At 29.9% G+C, this 17,192-nt stretch carries 19 protein-coding genes; 9 read left to right on the top strand and 10 right to left on the bottom strand.

Annotated elements, in window-relative coordinates:
• The first annotated feature begins 1 nt into the window (after position 1).
• The 7 genes from carA to EU92_RS02565 all read left to right on the top strand — a co-directional run bounded on the left by carA (position 2) and on the right by EU92_RS02565 (position 8,404).
• Entirely contained in the window at positions 2 to 1,141 is a 1,140-nt protein-coding gene (carA, locus tag EU92_RS02535; RefSeq protein ID WP_032514314.1) for a glutamine-hydrolyzing carbamoyl-phosphate synthase small subunit, read from the top strand.
• A gap of 4 nt (positions 1,142 to 1,145) precedes the next feature.
• On the top strand, positions 1,146 to 1,568 hold the full coding sequence (locus tag EU92_RS02540; RefSeq protein WP_080726904.1) for an STAS domain-containing protein: 423 nt from the start codon (positions 1,146 to 1,148) through the stop codon (positions 1,566 to 1,568).
• On the top strand, positions 1,565 to 1,963 hold the full coding sequence (locus EU92_RS02545) for a ribonuclease III domain-containing protein (protein WP_032514315.1): 399 nt from the start codon (positions 1,565 to 1,567) through the stop codon (positions 1,961 to 1,963). Before EU92_RS02540 ends, EU92_RS02545 begins: the two co-directional genes overlap by 4 nt.
• A gap of 5 nt (positions 1,964 to 1,968) precedes the next feature.
• On the top strand, positions 1,969 to 2,973 hold the full coding sequence (gene rlmB / locus EU92_RS02550) for a 23S rRNA (guanosine(2251)-2'-O)-methyltransferase RlmB (protein ID WP_032514316.1): 1,005 nt from the start codon (positions 1,969 to 1,971) through the stop codon (positions 2,971 to 2,973).
• A 148-nt stretch (positions 2,974 to 3,121) separates the two neighbouring features.
• Positions 3,122 to 3,340, top strand: a complete 219-nt coding sequence (locus EU92_RS02555; RefSeq protein ID WP_032514317.1) for a DUF1816 domain-containing protein — start codon at positions 3,122 to 3,124, stop codon at positions 3,338 to 3,340.
• Positions 3,341 to 3,373: 33 nt separating this feature from the next.
• A complete protein-coding gene (gene gatA, locus EU92_RS02560; RefSeq protein WP_032514318.1) occupies positions 3,374 to 4,822 on the top strand; it encodes an Asp-tRNA(Asn)/Glu-tRNA(Gln) amidotransferase subunit GatA in 1,449 nt (482 codons plus the stop codon).
• Positions 4,823 to 4,906: 84 nt separating this feature from the next.
• Positions 4,907 to 8,404, top strand: a complete 3,498-nt coding sequence (locus EU92_RS02565; RefSeq protein WP_032514319.1) for a DNA polymerase III subunit alpha — start codon at positions 4,907 to 4,909, stop codon at positions 8,402 to 8,404.
• Position 8,405: 1 nt separating this feature from the next.
• Here the strand turns inward: EU92_RS02565 and EU92_RS02570 are convergent, their stop codons facing one another.
• From EU92_RS02570 to EU92_RS02590, 5 genes are read right to left on the bottom strand one after another with little or no spacing between them, the layout of a single operon-like run.
• The gene (locus tag EU92_RS02570) at positions 8,406 to 8,855 is read right to left on the bottom strand and encodes a PAM68 family protein (RefSeq protein ID WP_032523591.1); all 450 of its coding nucleotides are present in this window, start codon (positions 8,853 to 8,855) and stop codon (positions 8,406 to 8,408) included.
• Between the two features lie 9 nt (positions 8,856 to 8,864).
• A complete protein-coding gene (gene rpsO / locus EU92_RS02575; RefSeq protein WP_032514321.1) occupies positions 8,865 to 9,134 on the bottom strand; it encodes a 30S ribosomal protein S15 in 270 nt (89 codons plus the stop codon).
• A 33-nt stretch (positions 9,135 to 9,167) separates the two neighbouring features.
• On the bottom strand, positions 9,168 to 9,845 hold the full coding sequence (gene ruvA / locus EU92_RS02580) for a Holliday junction branch migration protein RuvA (protein ID WP_032514322.1): 678 nt from the start codon (positions 9,843 to 9,845) through the stop codon (positions 9,168 to 9,170).
• On the bottom strand, positions 9,846 to 10,199 hold the full coding sequence (locus EU92_RS02585) for a glycine zipper 2TM domain-containing protein (protein ID WP_032514323.1): 354 nt from the start codon (positions 10,197 to 10,199) through the stop codon (positions 9,846 to 9,848).
• A 26-nt stretch (positions 10,200 to 10,225) separates the two neighbouring features.
• Positions 10,226 to 11,116: a DMT family transporter gene (locus EU92_RS02590; RefSeq protein ID WP_032514324.1), complete on the bottom strand. Its 891-nt coding sequence runs from the start codon at positions 11,114 to 11,116 to the stop codon at positions 10,226 to 10,228.
• 93 nt (positions 11,117 to 11,209) lie between these two features.
• On the opposite strand from EU92_RS02590, the gene dnaG reads away from it, so the two are divergent.
• The gene (gene dnaG, locus EU92_RS02595; protein ID WP_032523463.1) at positions 11,210 to 13,243 is read left to right on the top strand and encodes a DNA primase; all 2,034 of its coding nucleotides are present in this window, start codon (positions 11,210 to 11,212) and stop codon (positions 13,241 to 13,243) included.
• Positions 13,244 to 13,259: 16 nt separating this feature from the next.
• Here dnaG and EU92_RS02600 read toward each other — a convergent pair whose 3' ends face one another.
• From EU92_RS02600 to EU92_RS02620, 5 genes are all read right to left on the bottom strand, one after another.
• Entirely contained in the window at positions 13,260 to 13,727 is a 468-nt protein-coding gene (locus EU92_RS02600; protein ID WP_032514326.1) for a hypothetical protein, read from the bottom strand.
• A 10-nt stretch (positions 13,728 to 13,737) separates the two neighbouring features.
• On the bottom strand, positions 13,738 to 15,024 hold the full coding sequence (locus EU92_RS02605; protein ID WP_032514327.1) for a Y-family DNA polymerase: 1,287 nt from the start codon (positions 15,022 to 15,024) through the stop codon (positions 13,738 to 13,740).
• Positions 15,021 to 15,437 (bottom strand): LexA family protein, encoded by a 417-nt coding sequence (locus tag EU92_RS02610; protein ID WP_032514328.1) that lies wholly within the window; start codon positions 15,435 to 15,437, stop codon positions 15,021 to 15,023. The genes EU92_RS02605 and EU92_RS02610 overlap by 4 nt, the downstream gene beginning before the upstream one ends.
• Positions 15,438 to 15,535: 98 nt before the next feature.
• Positions 15,536 to 15,952, bottom strand: a complete 417-nt coding sequence (locus EU92_RS02615) for a 23S rRNA (pseudouridine(1915)-N(3))-methyltransferase RlmH (RefSeq protein ID WP_032514329.1) — start codon at positions 15,950 to 15,952, stop codon at positions 15,536 to 15,538.
• Between the two features lie 19 nt (positions 15,953 to 15,971).
• Complete coding sequence (locus EU92_RS02620; protein ID WP_032514330.1) at positions 15,972 to 16,304, bottom strand: hypothetical protein; 333 nt, start codon at positions 16,302 to 16,304, stop codon at positions 15,972 to 15,974.
• Between the two features lie 56 nt (positions 16,305 to 16,360).
• Between EU92_RS02620 and rsmA the strand changes: the two genes are divergently transcribed.
• Complete coding sequence (gene rsmA, locus EU92_RS02625; RefSeq protein ID WP_032514331.1) at positions 16,361 to 17,191, top strand: 16S rRNA (adenine(1518)-N(6)/adenine(1519)-N(6))-dimethyltransferase RsmA; 831 nt, start codon at positions 16,361 to 16,363, stop codon at positions 17,189 to 17,191.
• Position 17,192 lies beyond the last annotated feature (1 nt).

Genomic DNA, 17,192 nt, shown 5'->3' with positions numbered 1-17,192 from the left:
GATGATTAATCCATATAAGAAAAATGCAAAATTAGTTCTAAGTAATGGAATTGTATTTCCAGGCTTTTCTTTTGGTGCTTCGGGTACGGCTATTGGCGAAATAGTTTTTAATACAGGTATGACGGGATATCAGGAAGTTATCACTGATCCAAGTTACTATGGACAAATATTAACATTCACTTATCCAGAAATTGGTAACACTGGTATTAATCTTGAAGATTCAGAATCTAATATGAATGTTAAAGGAATAATAGTTAGAAATTATTCAACTAACAATAGTAACTGGAGATCCCTAAAGAGTTTTAATCAATGGTTAATTGAAAAAAATATAATAGGCCTTTTTGGAATTGATACAAGAGCACTTGTTAAGATATTAAGATCTAACGGCTCGATGAATGGAGTTCTTACCTCTGAAGATAAAACTCCCGAAAGTTGTTTAGAAATAATTTATGAAACTCCAAAAATGGAGGGATTAAATTTATCAAAAGTAGTTTCCACAAATGAACATTATTCTTGGCAAAATCCTACAAAAACAGATTTTGACATTAGGAAAAGATATTCAGAAAAGCCCTATAAATTAAAAATTGTAGCAATAGATTTTGGAATAAAAAAATCAATTTTAAATAGGCTTGTCTCTCATGGTTGTGAAATTTTAGTTCTACCCTCCCGATCTTCATTGAAGGAAGTTCTGTCTAATAAGCCTGATGGAATATTCTTCTCAAATGGACCTGGAGACCCCTCTTCTGTTACTGAAGGTATAGATTTAGCAAGATCACTTATTGAACATGGTGAAATTCCTATGTTTGGAATATGCCTAGGTCATCAAATATTTGGATTAGCCTTAGGAGGTTTAACATATAAACTTTCTTTTGGACATCGTGGCCTAAATCATCCTTGTGGAAAAGATAATAAAATTGAAATAACTAGTCAGAATCATGGTTTTGCCCTAGACCCCAATTCCTTACCTAAGGACATTGTAGATATAACTCACTATAACCTTAACGATAATACTGTTGCTGGATTAGAGGTTAAAAATAAGCCGATATTTAGTGTTCAATATCATCCAGAAGCAGGCCCTGGTCCACATGATTCAGATTATTTATTTAAAAAATTTGTTTCTCTAATGTTAGAAAGATGTTGACATATTGTTTTCTTTTGATTTGATAATTACATTTGATATATTAATTTTTTGGAGGAATTTCATCATAGAAGATTTCCAGAAGCTAACGGTTTCTTTGAGAGGAAACCTCGATATAAAAACAAATATTATTGTTTTTACTTTTAAAGGTCAACTTGATGCTTTCTCAGAAAAACAATTTAAGACTTTTGTTACGAATAATTTAAAGAATAAGCTTCCTTTCATTATTGATCTTACAAAAATTGATTTTGTAGATTCTTCCGGTCTTGGAGCTCTTGTTCAGACTGCTAAAGAATGTAAAAAGTTGAAGTTAGGTTTCTCAGTTGTAGGCAATTCGAGAGTTGCTCAAACAATTAAACTTGTGCGTTTAGGTGATTTTCTTAACTTAAAGTCAAGTCTCGAAGATGCATTAACTTATTTAAAAAATTGAATTATTGGATTCAAAACTTGGTCCCATATGGATCCCCTGAAGAAATTGGTGTTATTCAACTTGCTTGGCTTGGTGATTCGGTATGGGAACTTCATCAAAGACTTAGACATGTACATTTTCCCTTAAAGTCAAAAGAACTTCATTTATCTGTAGTAAACGAAGTAAAAGCAAAATCACAATCAAAATCTTTAAGTCAAATTGAACATCTATTAAATACAAATGAAATTGATTTAATTAGACGTGCTAGAAATAAAACGAAAAGATACCCGAAGTCTGCAGACCCTACCATATATTCAAGAGCAACAGGTTTTGAAACTCTTATAGGTTGGTTATTTCTAAAAGATCCTCAAAGATTATCAGCTCTTTTTGAACATCTTGAAATTAAAATTGATTAAATTTTATGAAAAACTTCTCAAAAAATAATCATTCTGGAAAAAATAGTAAACAACACAAAAAAAATTCTAATTTTTACTCAAAAAATTTAAATTCTTCAAAAAATAAAAATAGATTTTCTACCAAATCTCCTAAAAATAAGGATGTTAACTTTATAGATGATAGTTATAAAAAGAAAAATAACTATTATTCTTTAAAAAATAGAAAATCAATAAATCAATTTAATATAGAACCCTCTAATAAAGTGTCTGATATTTATCAAGAACATATAAATAAAAAAAATTTGGATGATTGGATATGGGGAAAACATTCAGTTTATGAGACTCTCATAAGTAAAAGAGCTATTAATAGGATTTGGTGTACTTCAGAAATTTTTTCTTCAGAGAAATTCTATATTTTACTAAAGGAAATCAAATCAAAAGGAGTTCTCATTGAAGAAGTTTCTTGGAACAGACTTTCGCAATTAACTTTTAGTGCTTCTCATCAAGGAGTAGCATTGCAGTTGGCATGCTCTAAAACAATTTCATTAGATAAATTGATTGATTTTTCATTAAAAAAATCATCAAATCCTATTATTCTGGCCCTAGATGGTATAACTGATCCTCATAATGTTGGTGCGATTATAAGATCTGCAGAAGCATTTGATTGTAAGGGTATTATCATTCCTCAAAGAAGATCCGCTGGCTTAACGGGAACAGTTGCAAAGGTGGCAGCAGGAGCTTTGGAACATTTGCAAGTAAGTAGAGTTGTTAATTTAAATAGGGCATTAGAGGAACTAAAGAAAAATGGGTTTCTTATTATTGGATTAACTGGCGATGGTCAATTATCAATCTCAGACTTTCATGAAAAAACTCCATTGGTAGTAATAATCGGTGCTGAAGATAAAGGCATTTCTTTGCTGACTCAAAAAAAATGCGACTTCTTGCTAAGGATCCCTCTTAAAGGGAGAACATCTAGTCTAAATGCCTCTGTGGCAGCGGCAATATCACTATTTCACCTAACAGGTAAATAATTTATTTCTTTGTAATTACTGTATTTAGGATTCTCTAAAATATTGTTATTTCAATACATTTATTTAATTAATGAAAATTTTTTGAATTTTCACTTCAAAATTGTATAGAATTTAACAAGAATTGACCTCCATATGGGGCAAATAAAATTTGATTAGACATTTTGGAAACAAACTCGGCTTAGCTTGGTGGGCTAAAATTGAGACAGATCAACCTAGTAGTACTACATACTGGTTTGGTCCATTTATTACAAAAAGCAGTTTAAATGCAAATATGTCCTCTTTTATTAAGGATCTTTCTGATGAAGGTGCGACAAATATTAAACATAGTTTAGTTCGTTGCAAAAAAGAAGAACCATTAACTTTTTGATATTCTTTAATTAAAAGATAAATAGATTTATTAATGAACTTTAGTATTTTAAGAAAGGAAATTAATAGTAAAAACGCTTCTGTTAAGGAATTAATTAATGATTTTTTTACAAAAATCGACACTATAGATCCTCAAATTAATTCATTTATTTGTACTACAAAAGATAATGCAATTGCTCAAGCTGAAAATATTGATAAATTAATTCAAAATGAAGAAAAACTTCCAAACCTTGCTGGAATGCCAATAGCAATTAAAGATAATATTTGCACTAAGGGAGTCGTAACAACTTGTGCAAGTAAAATGCTTAAAAGCTTTGTAGCACCTTATGAATCCACGGCTTCAAGTAAATTATTGTATTCAGGCGGTATTTGTTTAGGTAAAACAAATTTGGATGAATTTGCAATGGGTAGTTCAACAGAAACTTCTATATTTGGTGTTACTTCAAATCCTTGGGATATTAATAGAGTTCCAGGAGGAAGTTCAGGTGGAAGTGCTGCTTCAGTTGCTGCTGGACTATGTGTTGCTGCCATAGGTTCTGATACCGGCGGATCAATAAGGCAACCAGCTTCTTTTTGTGGCGTTGTTGGACTTAAGCCTACCTATGGAAGAGTAAGTAGATGGGGACTAGTAGCATTTGCTAGCTCTCTTGATCAAATTGGCCCAATTACAAATACTGTTTCAGATGCTGCTGAAATCCTTTATTCAATATCTGGTAAAGACCCCTTAGATTCAACATGTCTTGATAAACCAGTGCCAAATTATATAAGTGATTTAAATAAATCTATAAAAGATTTAAAAATTGGAATAATCAAAGAGTGCTTTGAACATCCAGGACTTAATCCAGAGGTTAAGGAATCTGTTCTTTCCGGAGTTGAGAGATTTAAAACTTTAGGAGCTGAAATTATCGAAGTTGAATGCCCTAGGTTTAATGACGGAATAGCTACATATTATGTAATCGCGCCATGTGAAGCATCTGCAAATTTAGCCAGATACGATGGAGTTAAATATGGCTATAGATCAAATGAAGGGACTAATCTTTTAGAGATGACTTCAAAAAGCAGGGCTGAAGGGTTTGGAGATGAAGTTCAAAGAAGAATACTGATAGGAACTTATGCTTTGTCCGCAGGATACACTGACGCCTACTACAAGAAAGCACAAAAAGTGAGAACTTTAATAAGAAATGATTTTGATAAAGCTTTTAAAAAAGTTGATATTTTATTAACTCCTACTTGTCCAACTACTGCTTTTTTAAAGGGAGATTTTGTAAATGATCCACTTTCTATGTATTTGTCTGATCTCTTAACTGTGCCGGCTAATTTAGCCGGTCTTCCTGCTATTAGTATTCCTTGTGGGTTTGATACTAAAGGCTTGCCTATAGGACTTCAACTAATAGGTAATGTATTGGAAGAGAATAGAATATTGAATGCCGCACATATTTTCGAAATTGATGCTCAAGTAATTAAAAATAGATCTTTATTTTAAATTTGTATTAATAATTAATTTGTAATCAAAAAACATAGACCTTTTAGAAAATTTCTCTATCTTATATATAGAAATTAATTGAGTATGGGTTTCGTTCCGCTTCATAATCATAGTGATTACAGTCTCCTTGATGGAGCAAGTCAAATTTCTAAAATTGTAGATAGAGCTGTTGATCTTGGAATGGATTCTATCGCTCTGACCGATCATGGAGTTATGTATGGAGTCCTTGATTTGGTCAAGAAGTGTAATGAGAAAGGTATAAAACCAATAATTGGTAATGAAATGTATGTGATTAATGGATCTATTGATGATCCTCAGCCTAAAAAAGAAAAAAGATATCATTTGGTAGTCTTAGCAAAAAATCATACAGGCTATAAGAATCTCGTAAAGTTAACTACAATTAGTCACTTAAATGGGATGAGAGGCCGAGGTATTTTTTCTAGACCATGTATTGATAAATTTCTTTTAAGTAAATATAGTGAGGGTCTTATTATTTCTACAGCTTGTCTTGGTGGAGAGATACCTCAGGCCATCTTGAAAGGAAGATTAGATATAGCAGAGGATATAGCTCTTTGGTATAAAAAATTATTTGCAGATGATTTTTATCTTGAAATACAAGATCACGGTTCTATTGAGGATAGAATTGTTAACATTGAACTATTAAAAATTGGGAAGAAGCACGAAATAAAAGTCATCGCCACTAATGATGCTCACTACATATCAAATATGGATGTTGAAGCACATGATGCCTTGCTTTGTGTATTAACGGGAAAACTAATAAGCGATGAAAAAAGATTGAGATATACCGGCACTGAATATATTAAAAGTGAAAATGAAATGCTTGAACTTTTTAAAGATCATATTGATGACGAATCAATTAAAGAGGCTGTGAATAATACGGTAGAAATTTCTCAAAAAATTGAAGTATTTGATTTGTTTGGTAAATATAGAATGCCAAAATTCCCTCTTAATCAACACAAAGATTCTTTTTCTCTACTAACAGAATTATCTAATGAAGGACTTTTAAAAAGACTTAAAAAACGCTCTCTTACAGAAGTTGATGAGAATTATAAAAAAAGACTATCTTCGGAATTAAAAATCATAAAAGATATGGGTTTTCCAGATTATTTCTTGGTTGTTTGGGACTATATCAAATTTGCTAGAGATAACTCTATCCCAGTAGGACCAGGTAGAGGTTCTGCAGCAGGCTCTCTAGTAGCATATGCTCTTCAAATTACAAATATAGACCCTGTTCAGCATGGATTATTGTTCGAGAGATTTTTAAATCCGGCAAGAAAGTCTATGCCAGATATTGATACCGACTTTTGCATTGATAGGAGAAATGAAGTTATTGATTATGTTTCTAATCGATATGGAGAGGATAAAGTTGCTCAAATAATTACTTTCAATAAGATGACTTCTAAGGCGGTTCTAAAGGATGTTGCGAGGGTTCTAGATATTCCTTATGGAGAGGCAGATAAATTAGCTAAGTTAATACCGGTTGTAAGAGGAAAACCTTATAAACTTAATGAAATGATTGATAAGAATTCTCCTAGTCAAGAGTTTAGAGATAAATATATTAATGAAAATAGGGTAAAAAAATGGATTGATTTGGCTTTAAGAATTGAAGGAACTAATAAAACATATGGAGTTCATGCTGCAGGAGTTGTTATTGCATCAGATCCTCTTGATGAGCTTGTACCTCTTCAAAGAAATAATGAAGGACAAATAATAACCCAATATTCTATGGATGATATTGAATCACTTGGATTATTGAAAATGGATTTTTTGGGTCTTAAGAATCTTACGATGATTGAAAAGACAGTTTCTCTGATTCATCAATCCACTGGAAAGACAATAAATATTGATAATTTACCTCAAAATGATGTAAAGACTTTTGAGCTTATTGGGAGAGGAGATCTTGAAGGTATATTTCAACTTGAATCTTCTGGGATGAAACAAGTTGTAAAAGACTTTAAACCTAACTCTCTTGAGGATATTTCATCTATCTTAGCTCTTTATAGACCTGGTCCTCTTGATGCTGGACTTATACCAAAGTTCATAAAACGAAAAAATGGGAACGAAAAGGTTGATTTTCCTCATCCTTTTATAAAGTCAATTCTTACCGAAACCTACGGAATTATGGTTTACCAAGAACAAATCATGAAAATTGCTCAAGACTTAGCGGGTTATTCACTGGGTGATGCTGATTTACTTCGAAGAGCAATGGGGAAAAAGAAAGTATCAGAGATGGTAAAACATAGGAATATTTTTGTAGACGGTTCTATGAAGAAGGGTGTAGATGAAAAATTAGCAAATGATCTTTTTGATCAAATGGTTTTATTCGCAGAATATTGTTTTAATAAAAGCCACTCAACTGCTTATGGTGCAGTAACTTATCAAACAGCATTTTTAAAAGCCCATTTTCCTGTTGCATATATGGCAGCTCTCTTAAGCGTAAACTCTGGCTCCAGCGACAAGATGCAAAGATATATTTCTAATTGTTATTCGATGGGAATAGAAGTCATTTCACCAAGCATTAATTTCTCTGGAATTGATTTCACGATTAAGAATAATCAGATCTTATTTGGCCTATCTGCTATTAAAAATTTAGGAGATTCTGCAATAAAAAATATAATTGAAAATCGTAATAATTATGGAAGTTTTAAGTCATTATCAGATTTATGCGAGCGATTACCTTCTAATCTTCTCAACAAAAGAAGCCTTGAATCATTAATTCATTGTGGAGCACTAGATGAGTTTTCAAATAATAATAATAGAGCTCAATTATTGTCAGATTTAGAATATGTTATTGAATGGGCCTCTTCAAGAAATCGTGATAGATTGTCCGGCCAAGGAAATCTATTTGATTCTAATGAAGAGTTCTCAAATGTAGCATTTTCAGATCCACAATTAGCTAAGGTGGATGATTATTCGCTTATTGAGAAGTTAAAGTTGGAAAAGCAGCTTTTGGGTTTTTACTTATCTGATCATCCTCTAAAACATTTAACTAAGCCAGCAAAACTTGTATCCCCAATAAGTATTTCTCAGTTAGAAGAAACAAAAGATAGATCCAAAGTCTCATTAGTTGGGATGATCCCTGAGTTAAAGCAAATCACTACGAGAAAAGGTGATAGGATGGCGATAGTTCAGCTGGAAGATCTTTCTGGTAGTTGCGAAGCAATAGTTTTTCCTAAGACTTATCTCAGATTATCAGAATTTTTATTTACTGATACAAGATTATTGGTCTGGGGAACGATAGACAAAAAAAGTGATAAAACTCAGTTAATAATTGATGATTGTAGAGAAATAGATAACCTTAAATTGCTTATTATTAATCTTGAAAGTTTTCAAGCATCAGATGTAAGAGTTCAAAATACATTAAGAGACTGTTTAATCAAATTTAAGCCAGATAAAGGTAAATGTGGAATCAAGATACCAGTTTTAGCTGCAGTGAGAAATAAAAATAACGTTACCTACGTTAAATTTGGGGAACAATTCTGTATTGGAGATATCCAAGGAGCATGTAAATTGTTGGAAGATAAATCGTTCAAAGTTAATTTGAAATCTTTAGTTTCCTGAATTAACTATTCTTTTCAAAATTTTGAGTTGCTGGCTTAAAAGCTGCTTTTGCTCGTTGAATGTTCATTGGGATGTTTTCAATACCGAAAAAAGATCCAGGCTCCTTATCCCAACTAGCTGATAATATTCCAAAACTTAATCCTGCAAGACCTAATAAGAAAAACAACGCTGAAATTGCGATTGTTGAGGAAGGAGGTATTTCAGCAATATTTTTTGTAACAATAATGTAGCTAACAACAAAAACAGACATTCCTAATATTGTCGGTATTCCAGCTGTAAAAAATATTCTTCTTGCCATTCTATCAGCAACATATTTAGGTATCCCACTAGTTGATCTATTTGGGGTTGTGACTGTATTAGATGTTTTTTCTAGATTAGCAAACGCAGTTTTCTCAGAATAAATTTTTTTCTTTTTATTTTGTATCTTTTTTTTTGATTGTTTTTTTTTCATTAATTGAAATCAACCTCTGATTCCAATTTTCTTTACTAGATCTTGAAATTTTTGTATATTTTTGTCTTTTATATAAGATAGCAATCTTTTCCTTTTACCAATCATTTTTAATAATCCTTGCCTTGAAGCGAAATCATGAATATTTCCTTGAAGATGGTCACTTAATTTCGAAATTCTTTTAGAGAGCATTGCGATTTGAACTTCTGCTGAGCCTGTATCGGTCGCATGTACTTGATGGTTTTTAATAAGCTCCTGTTTTTCAGCTGTATCTAATGACATAAAATTTGTTTTTCTTAAACCTATATTACTATGTTATCTGACGATATTACTACTAACGTTGTCTAAATGATTCATAGCTAATTTTAATAAATTCTCAAATGATGCTTTTTTTTCTTTTTTAGAAAGGTCATCAGTTTCTTTGACAATTACTGGCAAAATACTTTTAATTTCATTCTTGGTGTAATTTAAAGACTCTAAAGTTAACTGAAGGTCTTCAACCATCTTCTTGATTTCAGGATTCTTAACCTCAACTTCATTTTTGCCTTTTTCTCCTTCAATTTTTATTTCATTTTTAAATTTACTTTTTAATTCTAAAATTAATCTATCACTCATTTTTTGACCTATACCGGGGACAGAACTAATTAGTTTTTTATTTTGTGTTTTTATTGCATTGATGAGTTCACTAATGGAAAATTTATTTAATATCCCCATACCAATTTGAGATCCAACACCTCTTACATTTAAAATTTCAATAAAAAAATTCTTTTGATCCTTCAATGTAAAGCCAAAAAGTAAATCTGAATCTTCTTTCTTGATATGTTTTATCCAAAGAGTAATGTTTGTATTAGATCTTTTATTTGTTTTTAATTTAATAAAAAAGGATTCTAGTATTTGAATTTCGTACCCTAATCCTTGGCAATTTATTAAAACGAAATATTTTTGATTGGTTTGCCAAAATTCAACAAGTTCTCCAGTTATCCAACTAATCAATTAACCACCATCCACTTGGCAACCAATAGCTGCTCCTGTAACTGCACCAAGTGGTACTGCCCACCATCGACCCTCTTTTCTTGAAATAGCACCACCTACTCCTCCCCCAAGTAATGCACCAGCTATCTTCCCATCAGTACAGTCATCATCGTTAATTCTCTTCGCTTTTGATCCTCCACAAGGTATTTCTACATCTACTTCATAACTTCTTACATATCCGGGATTTGATTTTGTTCCAGGAATATATTCTTCTCTATATTCAGTTCTTGTACAAGTTACTGACTTTGGAGTTGTAGCTTTAACTTGAAGAATAGGAGAAAAACAAAACAACAAAGTTAAATAAAAGAATTTCACTGTTTTTGTTTAATACTTATAACATTCTATGTCCTTTTGATTATTTTGGTAGTAGATATAATAGTTCCTAATAAAACTAGTGAAGCCCCTAATAAAAAATTTATGTTTATCATTTCACTGAAAAATAAAATTCCCCATATTGATCCGAATAATACTTGTAAATAGTTAATTGTCGAGGCTTCAGACGCAGGTAAGTTTTTTAATCCTATAGTCAAGAAAGTCTGACCTAATTGAGTAAATAGCCCAATTCCAAATATCCAAACTATTTCATCCCAATTTGGGGTAACCCAGTTGATTAATACAATTGGCAATAATGTTATAAAAGATACAAGTGGAAAATATTCAATAATTACATAAACATCTTCAGTTAATGAAAGTTCCTTAACCGTTACGTAAGCCAATGCAGTACAAATTGATCCAAGAAATGCCAATATAATAGAAATATTTTCAATTTCAACGTTTATATTTGATAACTGAGATGGATTTAATATTACTAATATTCCAATCCAGCCAATAATTAAAGCAAAAACCAAATTCCGAGTTATTTTTTCGTTTATAAATATTCCAGCAAATATAGATATAAAAATAGGATATGTGTACTGAATGACAGTAGATATACTAAGAGGCATATTTCTTATCGCATAAAAAATACAAACCAAAGCTAGAGTTCCTAAAACACCTCTTAAAATAAGTAATGGTCTATTGTTACCTAAAGGGTTTATATTTTTTAGATTAATTATGAATAATGTAATCATTAAACTTAGCAAAGACCTGAAGAAAACTAATTCATAAATAGGTATCCTTTTATCAATATTTTTTACGCACAAAGTCATCAAACTAAAGAAGAATGAGGCAAATACCAAATTAAACTTATTAAATGAATTTAACTTTTTTTCTAATTTTGCGATATTTATCATTTAATAAATAGTTTTATTGTGAAATTATGTAGATTCTTAATTGATTTTGAACTATAACAAATAAACATTATTTATTTGTTGATAAAAATCTCAATGGTTCATTCTATACATCCAAGAACTATTCAAGAGGTTAAAGAAAAGGCAGATATTGTTGATGTTATATCTGAACATGTTGTTCTTAAGAAGAAAGGGAAGGAATTTGTTGGAATTTGTCCTTTTCATGATGATACTAAGCCCTCCATGACAGTATCACCAACTAAACAATTCTATTACTGTTTCTCTTGTGGTGCGGGTGGTAATTCCATTAAATTTTTAATGGAATTTACTCGTGCAAATTTTTCTGATGTGGTACTTTCTCTCGCTAAGAAAAACAATATTAATGTTGAAAATCTTGAGGGTCACCAAGTTGAAGCATATAAAAAACAATTATCTCGAAAGGAAGAACTTTATAAAATACTAAGAGTCACTAAAAATTGGTTTAAGTCTCAATTAAATAATTCTCTTGGTGTTGAAGCAATGAAATATTTAACCTCAAATAGAAACTTAAATAACAAAATTATTGATAACTTTGAATTAGGTTTCGCTCCAAATTCATGGAATGATTTATTTAATTATCTATCTAAGGTAGAAAAATTTCATATTAATCAAATTTTAGCTTCAGGTCTTGCAATTTCTAAAGATAATTCTGACAAGATTTATGATCGTTTTAGAAATAGATTAATTGTTCCTATTCATGATATGCAGGGAAGAGTAGTTGCCTTTGGGGGTAGATCTCTTGATGGACAGGAACCTAAATATCTTAATTCTCCTGAATCAGAGATATTTGAAAAGGGAAAAATGTTGTTTGCATTCGAAAAAGCTTCTAGCAATATTAGAAAAAGAGATAAAGCTATTATTGTTGAAGGCTATTTTGATGTAATTTCTCTTCATTCAAAAGGTATTACTAATTCTGTTGCGTCTCTAGGCACCGCATTAAATAAATATCAAATTTCTCAACTATGTAGATGTACAGATAATAAAAATATAATTTTGAATTTTGATTCTGATAATGCAGGGATATTAGCTACAAAAAGAGTAATTAAAGAAGTTGAAAGTCTCTCTCTTCATGATCAAATTAATCTTAAAATACTTCAACTAAGTGATTTTAAAGATCCTGACGAATATTTGAATAGTCATACTCCTGAAGATTATTTTAATTTAATTGATAATTCATCATTTTGGATTGATTGGGAGATTGATCAGATCTTTAAAGATAAAGATTTAACTAAGTCTGAAATTTTCCAGAGTGTTATTTCTTCATTAGTAAAGTTATTGAGTAAATTACCTCAATCATCAACCAGAACTCATTACTTACAGAAAGTTGCCGAACAATTAAGTAAAGGACAAGCTAGGTTGGCAATACAGTTTGAACAAGATTTAAGAAATCAAGTTAAGGGATTTCGTTGGCATGGTAGATCAAAAAAATTTGAACAACCAAATGAAATTTCTCGGCGTGAGAAAAATGAATCGGAAATAATTTTTTATTATTTACATTGCCCAGATCTTAGACTATTTATTCGTGATGAATTTCTCAAAAGAGAAATAACCAGTTTTAATACTAATTATATACAAAATTTATGGGAAGCCATTTCAAAAATCGAACAAAATAATTTGGGTTCAAATTATTTAAATGATTTAAAAAAATCAAATAGTCAAATTCTTCAAAAAGACTTTTCTGCTATTAACTTAATCTCACATCTGCCTGACTACTTAGCTCTTAATGATCCTGACTCATCAAATAAGATTAATATTTTTATTAATCCAAATGAGTTGTTTTTAACATTGCTGAGTAATCCTAAAGATAATTTACTCGGAACTTTATCACTTCTTGAGAAATATAATTCTCTAAAAAGATGTAGACACTTGATCGAATCTTGGGGATCTCAAAGATTAAAAACTTTAGAAAATTGTATATCCATCTTAATTGATAATCCTTCTTCAGGTTCATCAAATACTAATAAAGAGATAGACGATCTTTTTAAGGATTTAAATTCAGATGCGATTAAATTTCAGGAATTATATTATTTAGAAAGACAACATATTAATTTTTTAGATAAACAACGCTGTGGTAATTTCGTTGCTAGTTAACATTTTTTATTTAAATTTATAGGCAGTATTTTTTAATAAGGTTTTTTACCTTTTTGGGTTTATCTTCAAGAACATAAGCTTCCACTTCTTTTGCATAAGTCCCAGAAAAATTTGAAGTAGAAAATTCTAATGCCTTCTTCTTCCTTTGATGTAATTTACCTTCTAAATTTTTTATATTCCCCACTGTTTTATTGTTATTACATTTTTGTATAGCATGAGTGGCTTCATGTCTCAATGCTTTTCTTATTGCCAATTCTGTTTTGAAGTTATCTTTATTTCGTTTTTGTTTAGTTACTCTATAATTTGTTTTCCTTTTTGCATTCTCAGTACATATTATTATTTTATTTTCTTCAAAGTTATGTAGTCCTTTTATTTCTTTGTTTACGAGACATTCAATTTTGTTTTCTTCAACTATGTAGTTTGCTTTTATTAATAATTCAAGAATCTCTTTATCTAATTTGCTTAAAAATATAATAAATTCCATTTTATTTTGTTTACTTTACTATAGTTGGGATTTGTTCTATGTCAGTTGTAGATGAGCGACTTAAGAAATTCTTATTCATCGTCCAACTTTGTGGTTTTTTTGTAATAGCCCATGTAATTGCATTGTTATTAAATCTTTTATTTAATGAATCAATTGTTCTCATGAGATTTGTTGATTTTTTTAGGTCTTTATGAGATTTGTAATTGATAACTGATTGCTGTAAATATTCGTTATTAGTTAAATCCTGCATTAAAACACCAGCTTTTGAGAATTTATATTCGGGATTATAAATTTCTTTAGATAATTCAACTACTATTTTTAAAATATTATTTGTGTCATCTGTTGCATTTGTAAGCTTTCTATGAGCACTTCTTTGATAATTTTGACTTGAATATTTACTGGTTCTGGCAAATACTCTAATATTAGATGATTGTAAATTCTGACTTCTCATTTTTTCAGACGCTTTTATTGCGTGAGTCGCCAGTGCTTGAGTTAAGTCTTCTAATTTTGTGACAGGAGTACCGAAACTCCTGCTTACCTGAATTTCTTTTCTTGATTTCTTGTTTTTTTCTATAGGCAGACATTTATGACCTTTCAGTTCTAATTGCAATCTTGTCCATACGATGCCTAGTTTCTTAATAATTTCATTTTCTTCCATATCTCTTAGTTCTCTCGCATTTTTAATCCCTTTACTTTGTAACCAATTAGAGGTTTGTTTCCCGACTCCCCAGATCTTATCTACACTAATTCTTTTCAAATAATTATTCTCATTTCTGGTTCTAGCTAAATCAAATATTCCAGCTGAATAATCAATATTTTTAGCTAATTTATTAGCAATCTTTGCTCTTACTTTATTCTCTCCTATTCCTACTGTTATGGTAATCCCTAGATTCTGATATATTAATGATCTTACGCTTCTTGCCCAAGGATATAGATTTTTATCATTAGGTCTAGAAATTGAGACAAATGCTTCGTCAATAGAATAAATTTCTATCTGTTCACAGTAGTTTTTTAGTAAATTCATTAGTCTTCTGCTCATATCGCCGTAAAGCGAGTAGTTTGAGCTTAAGACTGCTACATCTAATTTATTTAATCTTTCTTTCACTTTAAAATAAGGAGTTCCCATTTTAATTTTTAAAGCTCGCGCTTCAGGACTTCTCGCAATAATACATCCGTCATTATTAGATAAAACTACTACTGGTTTATTTCTTAAATGAGGATTGATATTTTGTTCACATGACGCGTAAAAATTATTAGCATCTATAAGAGCTATAGCCTCAATACTTGAGATTCTCATAAATAGCTATGTATTGAATAAATGACAACCCCCCATATCTGTAAATCAATATGGTTTTTAAATCTAAAATCAGGATAATTATGATTTTCTGCTTTTAAATATAATTCATTATTTCTTATAGATAATCTTTTTATTGTAAATTCTCCGTCTATCATTGCAATAATAATATTCCCCGGTCTGGCGGTTAAACTCTTGTCTACTATTATTAAATCTTTATCTTTAATTCCTGCATTTATCATTGAGTCGCCTTTGACTCTAAGAAAAAAAGTACTAAAAGGATGAGATATTAAATGTTCATTTAAATCAATATTTTCTTCTGTATGATCATCTGCAGGAGAGGGAAATCCTGCTGATACAGAATCCGCTAATAAGGGGAGTTTAAACTTTTTAGCCGCTGAGCCAAAGGAATCCAAAACTTAAATTAATAGTATATATGTACTGTACAGTAAAAACTAAAAAAATAGTTATTTGTTAAGCTTTTGTAGATTAATTTTAGATTAAATCTAATCTTTTAAAAACGATGATAAGGGGAGTTATTAGATATGGAAATAGCTCTATAGATTTGCTCGATTAGTATTAATCTAGCTAATTCATGAGGAAAAGTTAAAGGAGAAAGGCTAAGTATAATATCAGATTTTTCTTTTATATCTGAACTAATTCCATCAGGATCACCGATTAAAAAATTAATTTGTTTATTTTTAAAATTCAAGAGTAAAGAAGATAGTTCAACTGAAGTAAACTGCTTTCCTTCCTCACTAAGGCAGACAATAATATTATTATTGGTTTTAAGACTTTTTATATTAAAAGTCTTTAACTCATTAATTATAAGTTCGGGCATTCTTTTTTTGTATTGGTTAATTCCATCTCTAATCCAAATTTTCTTTATTTTGCCGATAGCATAAATTGCTAATCTATTACTCTGAAGCATAAGTAAATAATAAATTTAATTATTCATCAAGAAGATAATTAAATTCATCATACATTTCCTCTTCAGTTGTTAGTTTCTTAGAAAAATTAGCTTTTCTAGAATTAATATTAAATTGATTGATCTCAGTATTTCTTAGTAAATTATTGACTTTAGAAGTTTCGTCTAGAGATTCTGAATTGTCGATTAAAGAATAAAAAATTTCATTGGGATCTTGAGATTTAAGTGGAATTTTAGTTAAGTTCTTATTGTTATCTATTTTTGTATAATTACTAATATTATTTCTATAGTTATTTAAATTTTTATTTATTTTATAGTTATTAAGTTTATCTAAATTTTTTTTGGATAAGCTCATGATATAAAATATTAAATAAATTCATATTTAATTTAAACATATTATTTATCTTTTAGATGGATTCTAAAAACTATCATCAAAAAAAAAGATTTGGACAACATTGGTTAGTAAATAGCAAAATATTAGAAAAAATCAAGGAAGTAGCTGATCTTAATGAAAATGACTTTATTTTAGAAATTGGTCCAGGAAGAGGAGCTTTAACCTCTAAGTTATTAGATTCAAAAATTAGGAAATTACACGCAATTGAATTAGATAAAGATTTAATTAATTTGTTGAAAATTAAATTCAATAATAATGATAAGTTTTCACTTCAGCAGGGAGATATTCTATCTGTAAATTTAAACTCTATTAACAATAAGATTACAAAAGTAGTTGCAAATATTCCATACAATATAACTGGCCCAATATTAGATATTTTTATAGGGAGATTAGGTGTCATAAAAAACTATAATTATGCAAAAATTATTTTTTTAATGCAGAAAGACGTTGTGGATAGGATTTTGTCAAAAGAGGGGAGTTCCAATGCAGGGGCGCTTAGTATAAGGATACAACTTCTATCAAAAATAAAAAAAATTTGCGATGTAGCACCCAATTCATTTCGTCCGCCTCCTAAAGTTCATTCATCCTTAGTAGTTTTCGAACCTATAAAAAAAGATTTAAGATTAGACATAAGTGTAGAAAAATATATAGATAAACTTCTTCGAATTTCGTTTAACTCAAGAAGAAAAATGCTTAGAAATACTCTTAATTCAATACTTTCAAATGAAGAGATAAATAAATTATCTGAATCTTCAAGAGTTTGTTTTAATTTAAGACCACAAGATATTTCAATTGAACAATGGATTAATCTAGCAGTAAATTGTATTAAAATAAAAAGTAAAATTTAAA

It is taken from the genome of Prochlorococcus marinus str. MIT 9107 (assembly GCF_000759855.1).
In the GTDB taxonomy this organism is placed as follows: domain Bacteria; phylum Cyanobacteriota; class Cyanobacteriia; order PCC-6307; family Cyanobiaceae; genus Prochlorococcus_A; species Prochlorococcus_A marinus_N.
This window is presented reverse-complemented; position numbering and strand designations above follow the sequence as displayed.

What these genes read in the sequence shown, in the direction of transcription:
- rsmA (WP_032514331.1), top strand. Translation starts at nt 16,361, where the DNA reads ATGGATTCTAAAAACTATCATCAAAAAAAAAGATTTGGACAACATTGG.
- EU92_RS02570 (WP_032523591.1), bottom strand. Translation starts at nt 8,855, where the DNA reads ATGAAAAAAAAACAATCAAAAAAAAAGATACAAAATAAAAAGAAAAAA.
- EU92_RS02565 (WP_032514319.1), top strand. Translation starts at nt 4,907, where the DNA reads ATGGGTTTCGTTCCGCTTCATAATCATAGTGATTACAGTCTCCTTGAT.
- rpsO (WP_032514321.1), bottom strand. Translation starts at nt 9,134, where the DNA reads ATGTCATTAGATACAGCTGAAAAACAGGAGCTTATTAAAAACCATCAA.
- dnaG (WP_032523463.1), top strand. Translation starts at nt 11,210, where the DNA reads ATGGTTCATTCTATACATCCAAGAACTATTCAAGAGGTTAAAGAAAAG.
- EU92_RS02620 (WP_032514330.1), bottom strand. Translation starts at nt 16,304, where the DNA reads ATGAGCTTATCCAAAAAAAATTTAGATAAACTTAATAACTATAAAATA.
- carA (WP_032514314.1), top strand. Translation starts at nt 2, where the DNA reads ATGATTAATCCATATAAGAAAAATGCAAAATTAGTTCTAAGTAATGGA.
- EU92_RS02590 (WP_032514324.1), bottom strand. Translation starts at nt 11,116, where the DNA reads ATGATAAATATCGCAAAATTAGAAAAAAAGTTAAATTCATTTAATAAG.
- EU92_RS02605 (WP_032514327.1), bottom strand. Translation starts at nt 15,024, where the DNA reads ATGAGAATCTCAAGTATTGAGGCTATAGCTCTTATAGATGCTAATAAT.
- EU92_RS02615 (WP_032514329.1), bottom strand. Translation starts at nt 15,952, where the DNA reads ATGCTTCAGAGTAATAGATTAGCAATTTATGCTATCGGCAAAATAAAG.
- rlmB (WP_032514316.1), top strand. Translation starts at nt 1,969, where the DNA reads ATGAAAAACTTCTCAAAAAATAATCATTCTGGAAAAAATAGTAAACAA.
- gatA (WP_032514318.1), top strand. Translation starts at nt 3,374, where the DNA reads ATGAACTTTAGTATTTTAAGAAAGGAAATTAATAGTAAAAACGCTTCT.
- EU92_RS02600 (WP_032514326.1), bottom strand. Translation starts at nt 13,727, where the DNA reads ATGGAATTTATTATATTTTTAAGCAAATTAGATAAAGAGATTCTTGAA.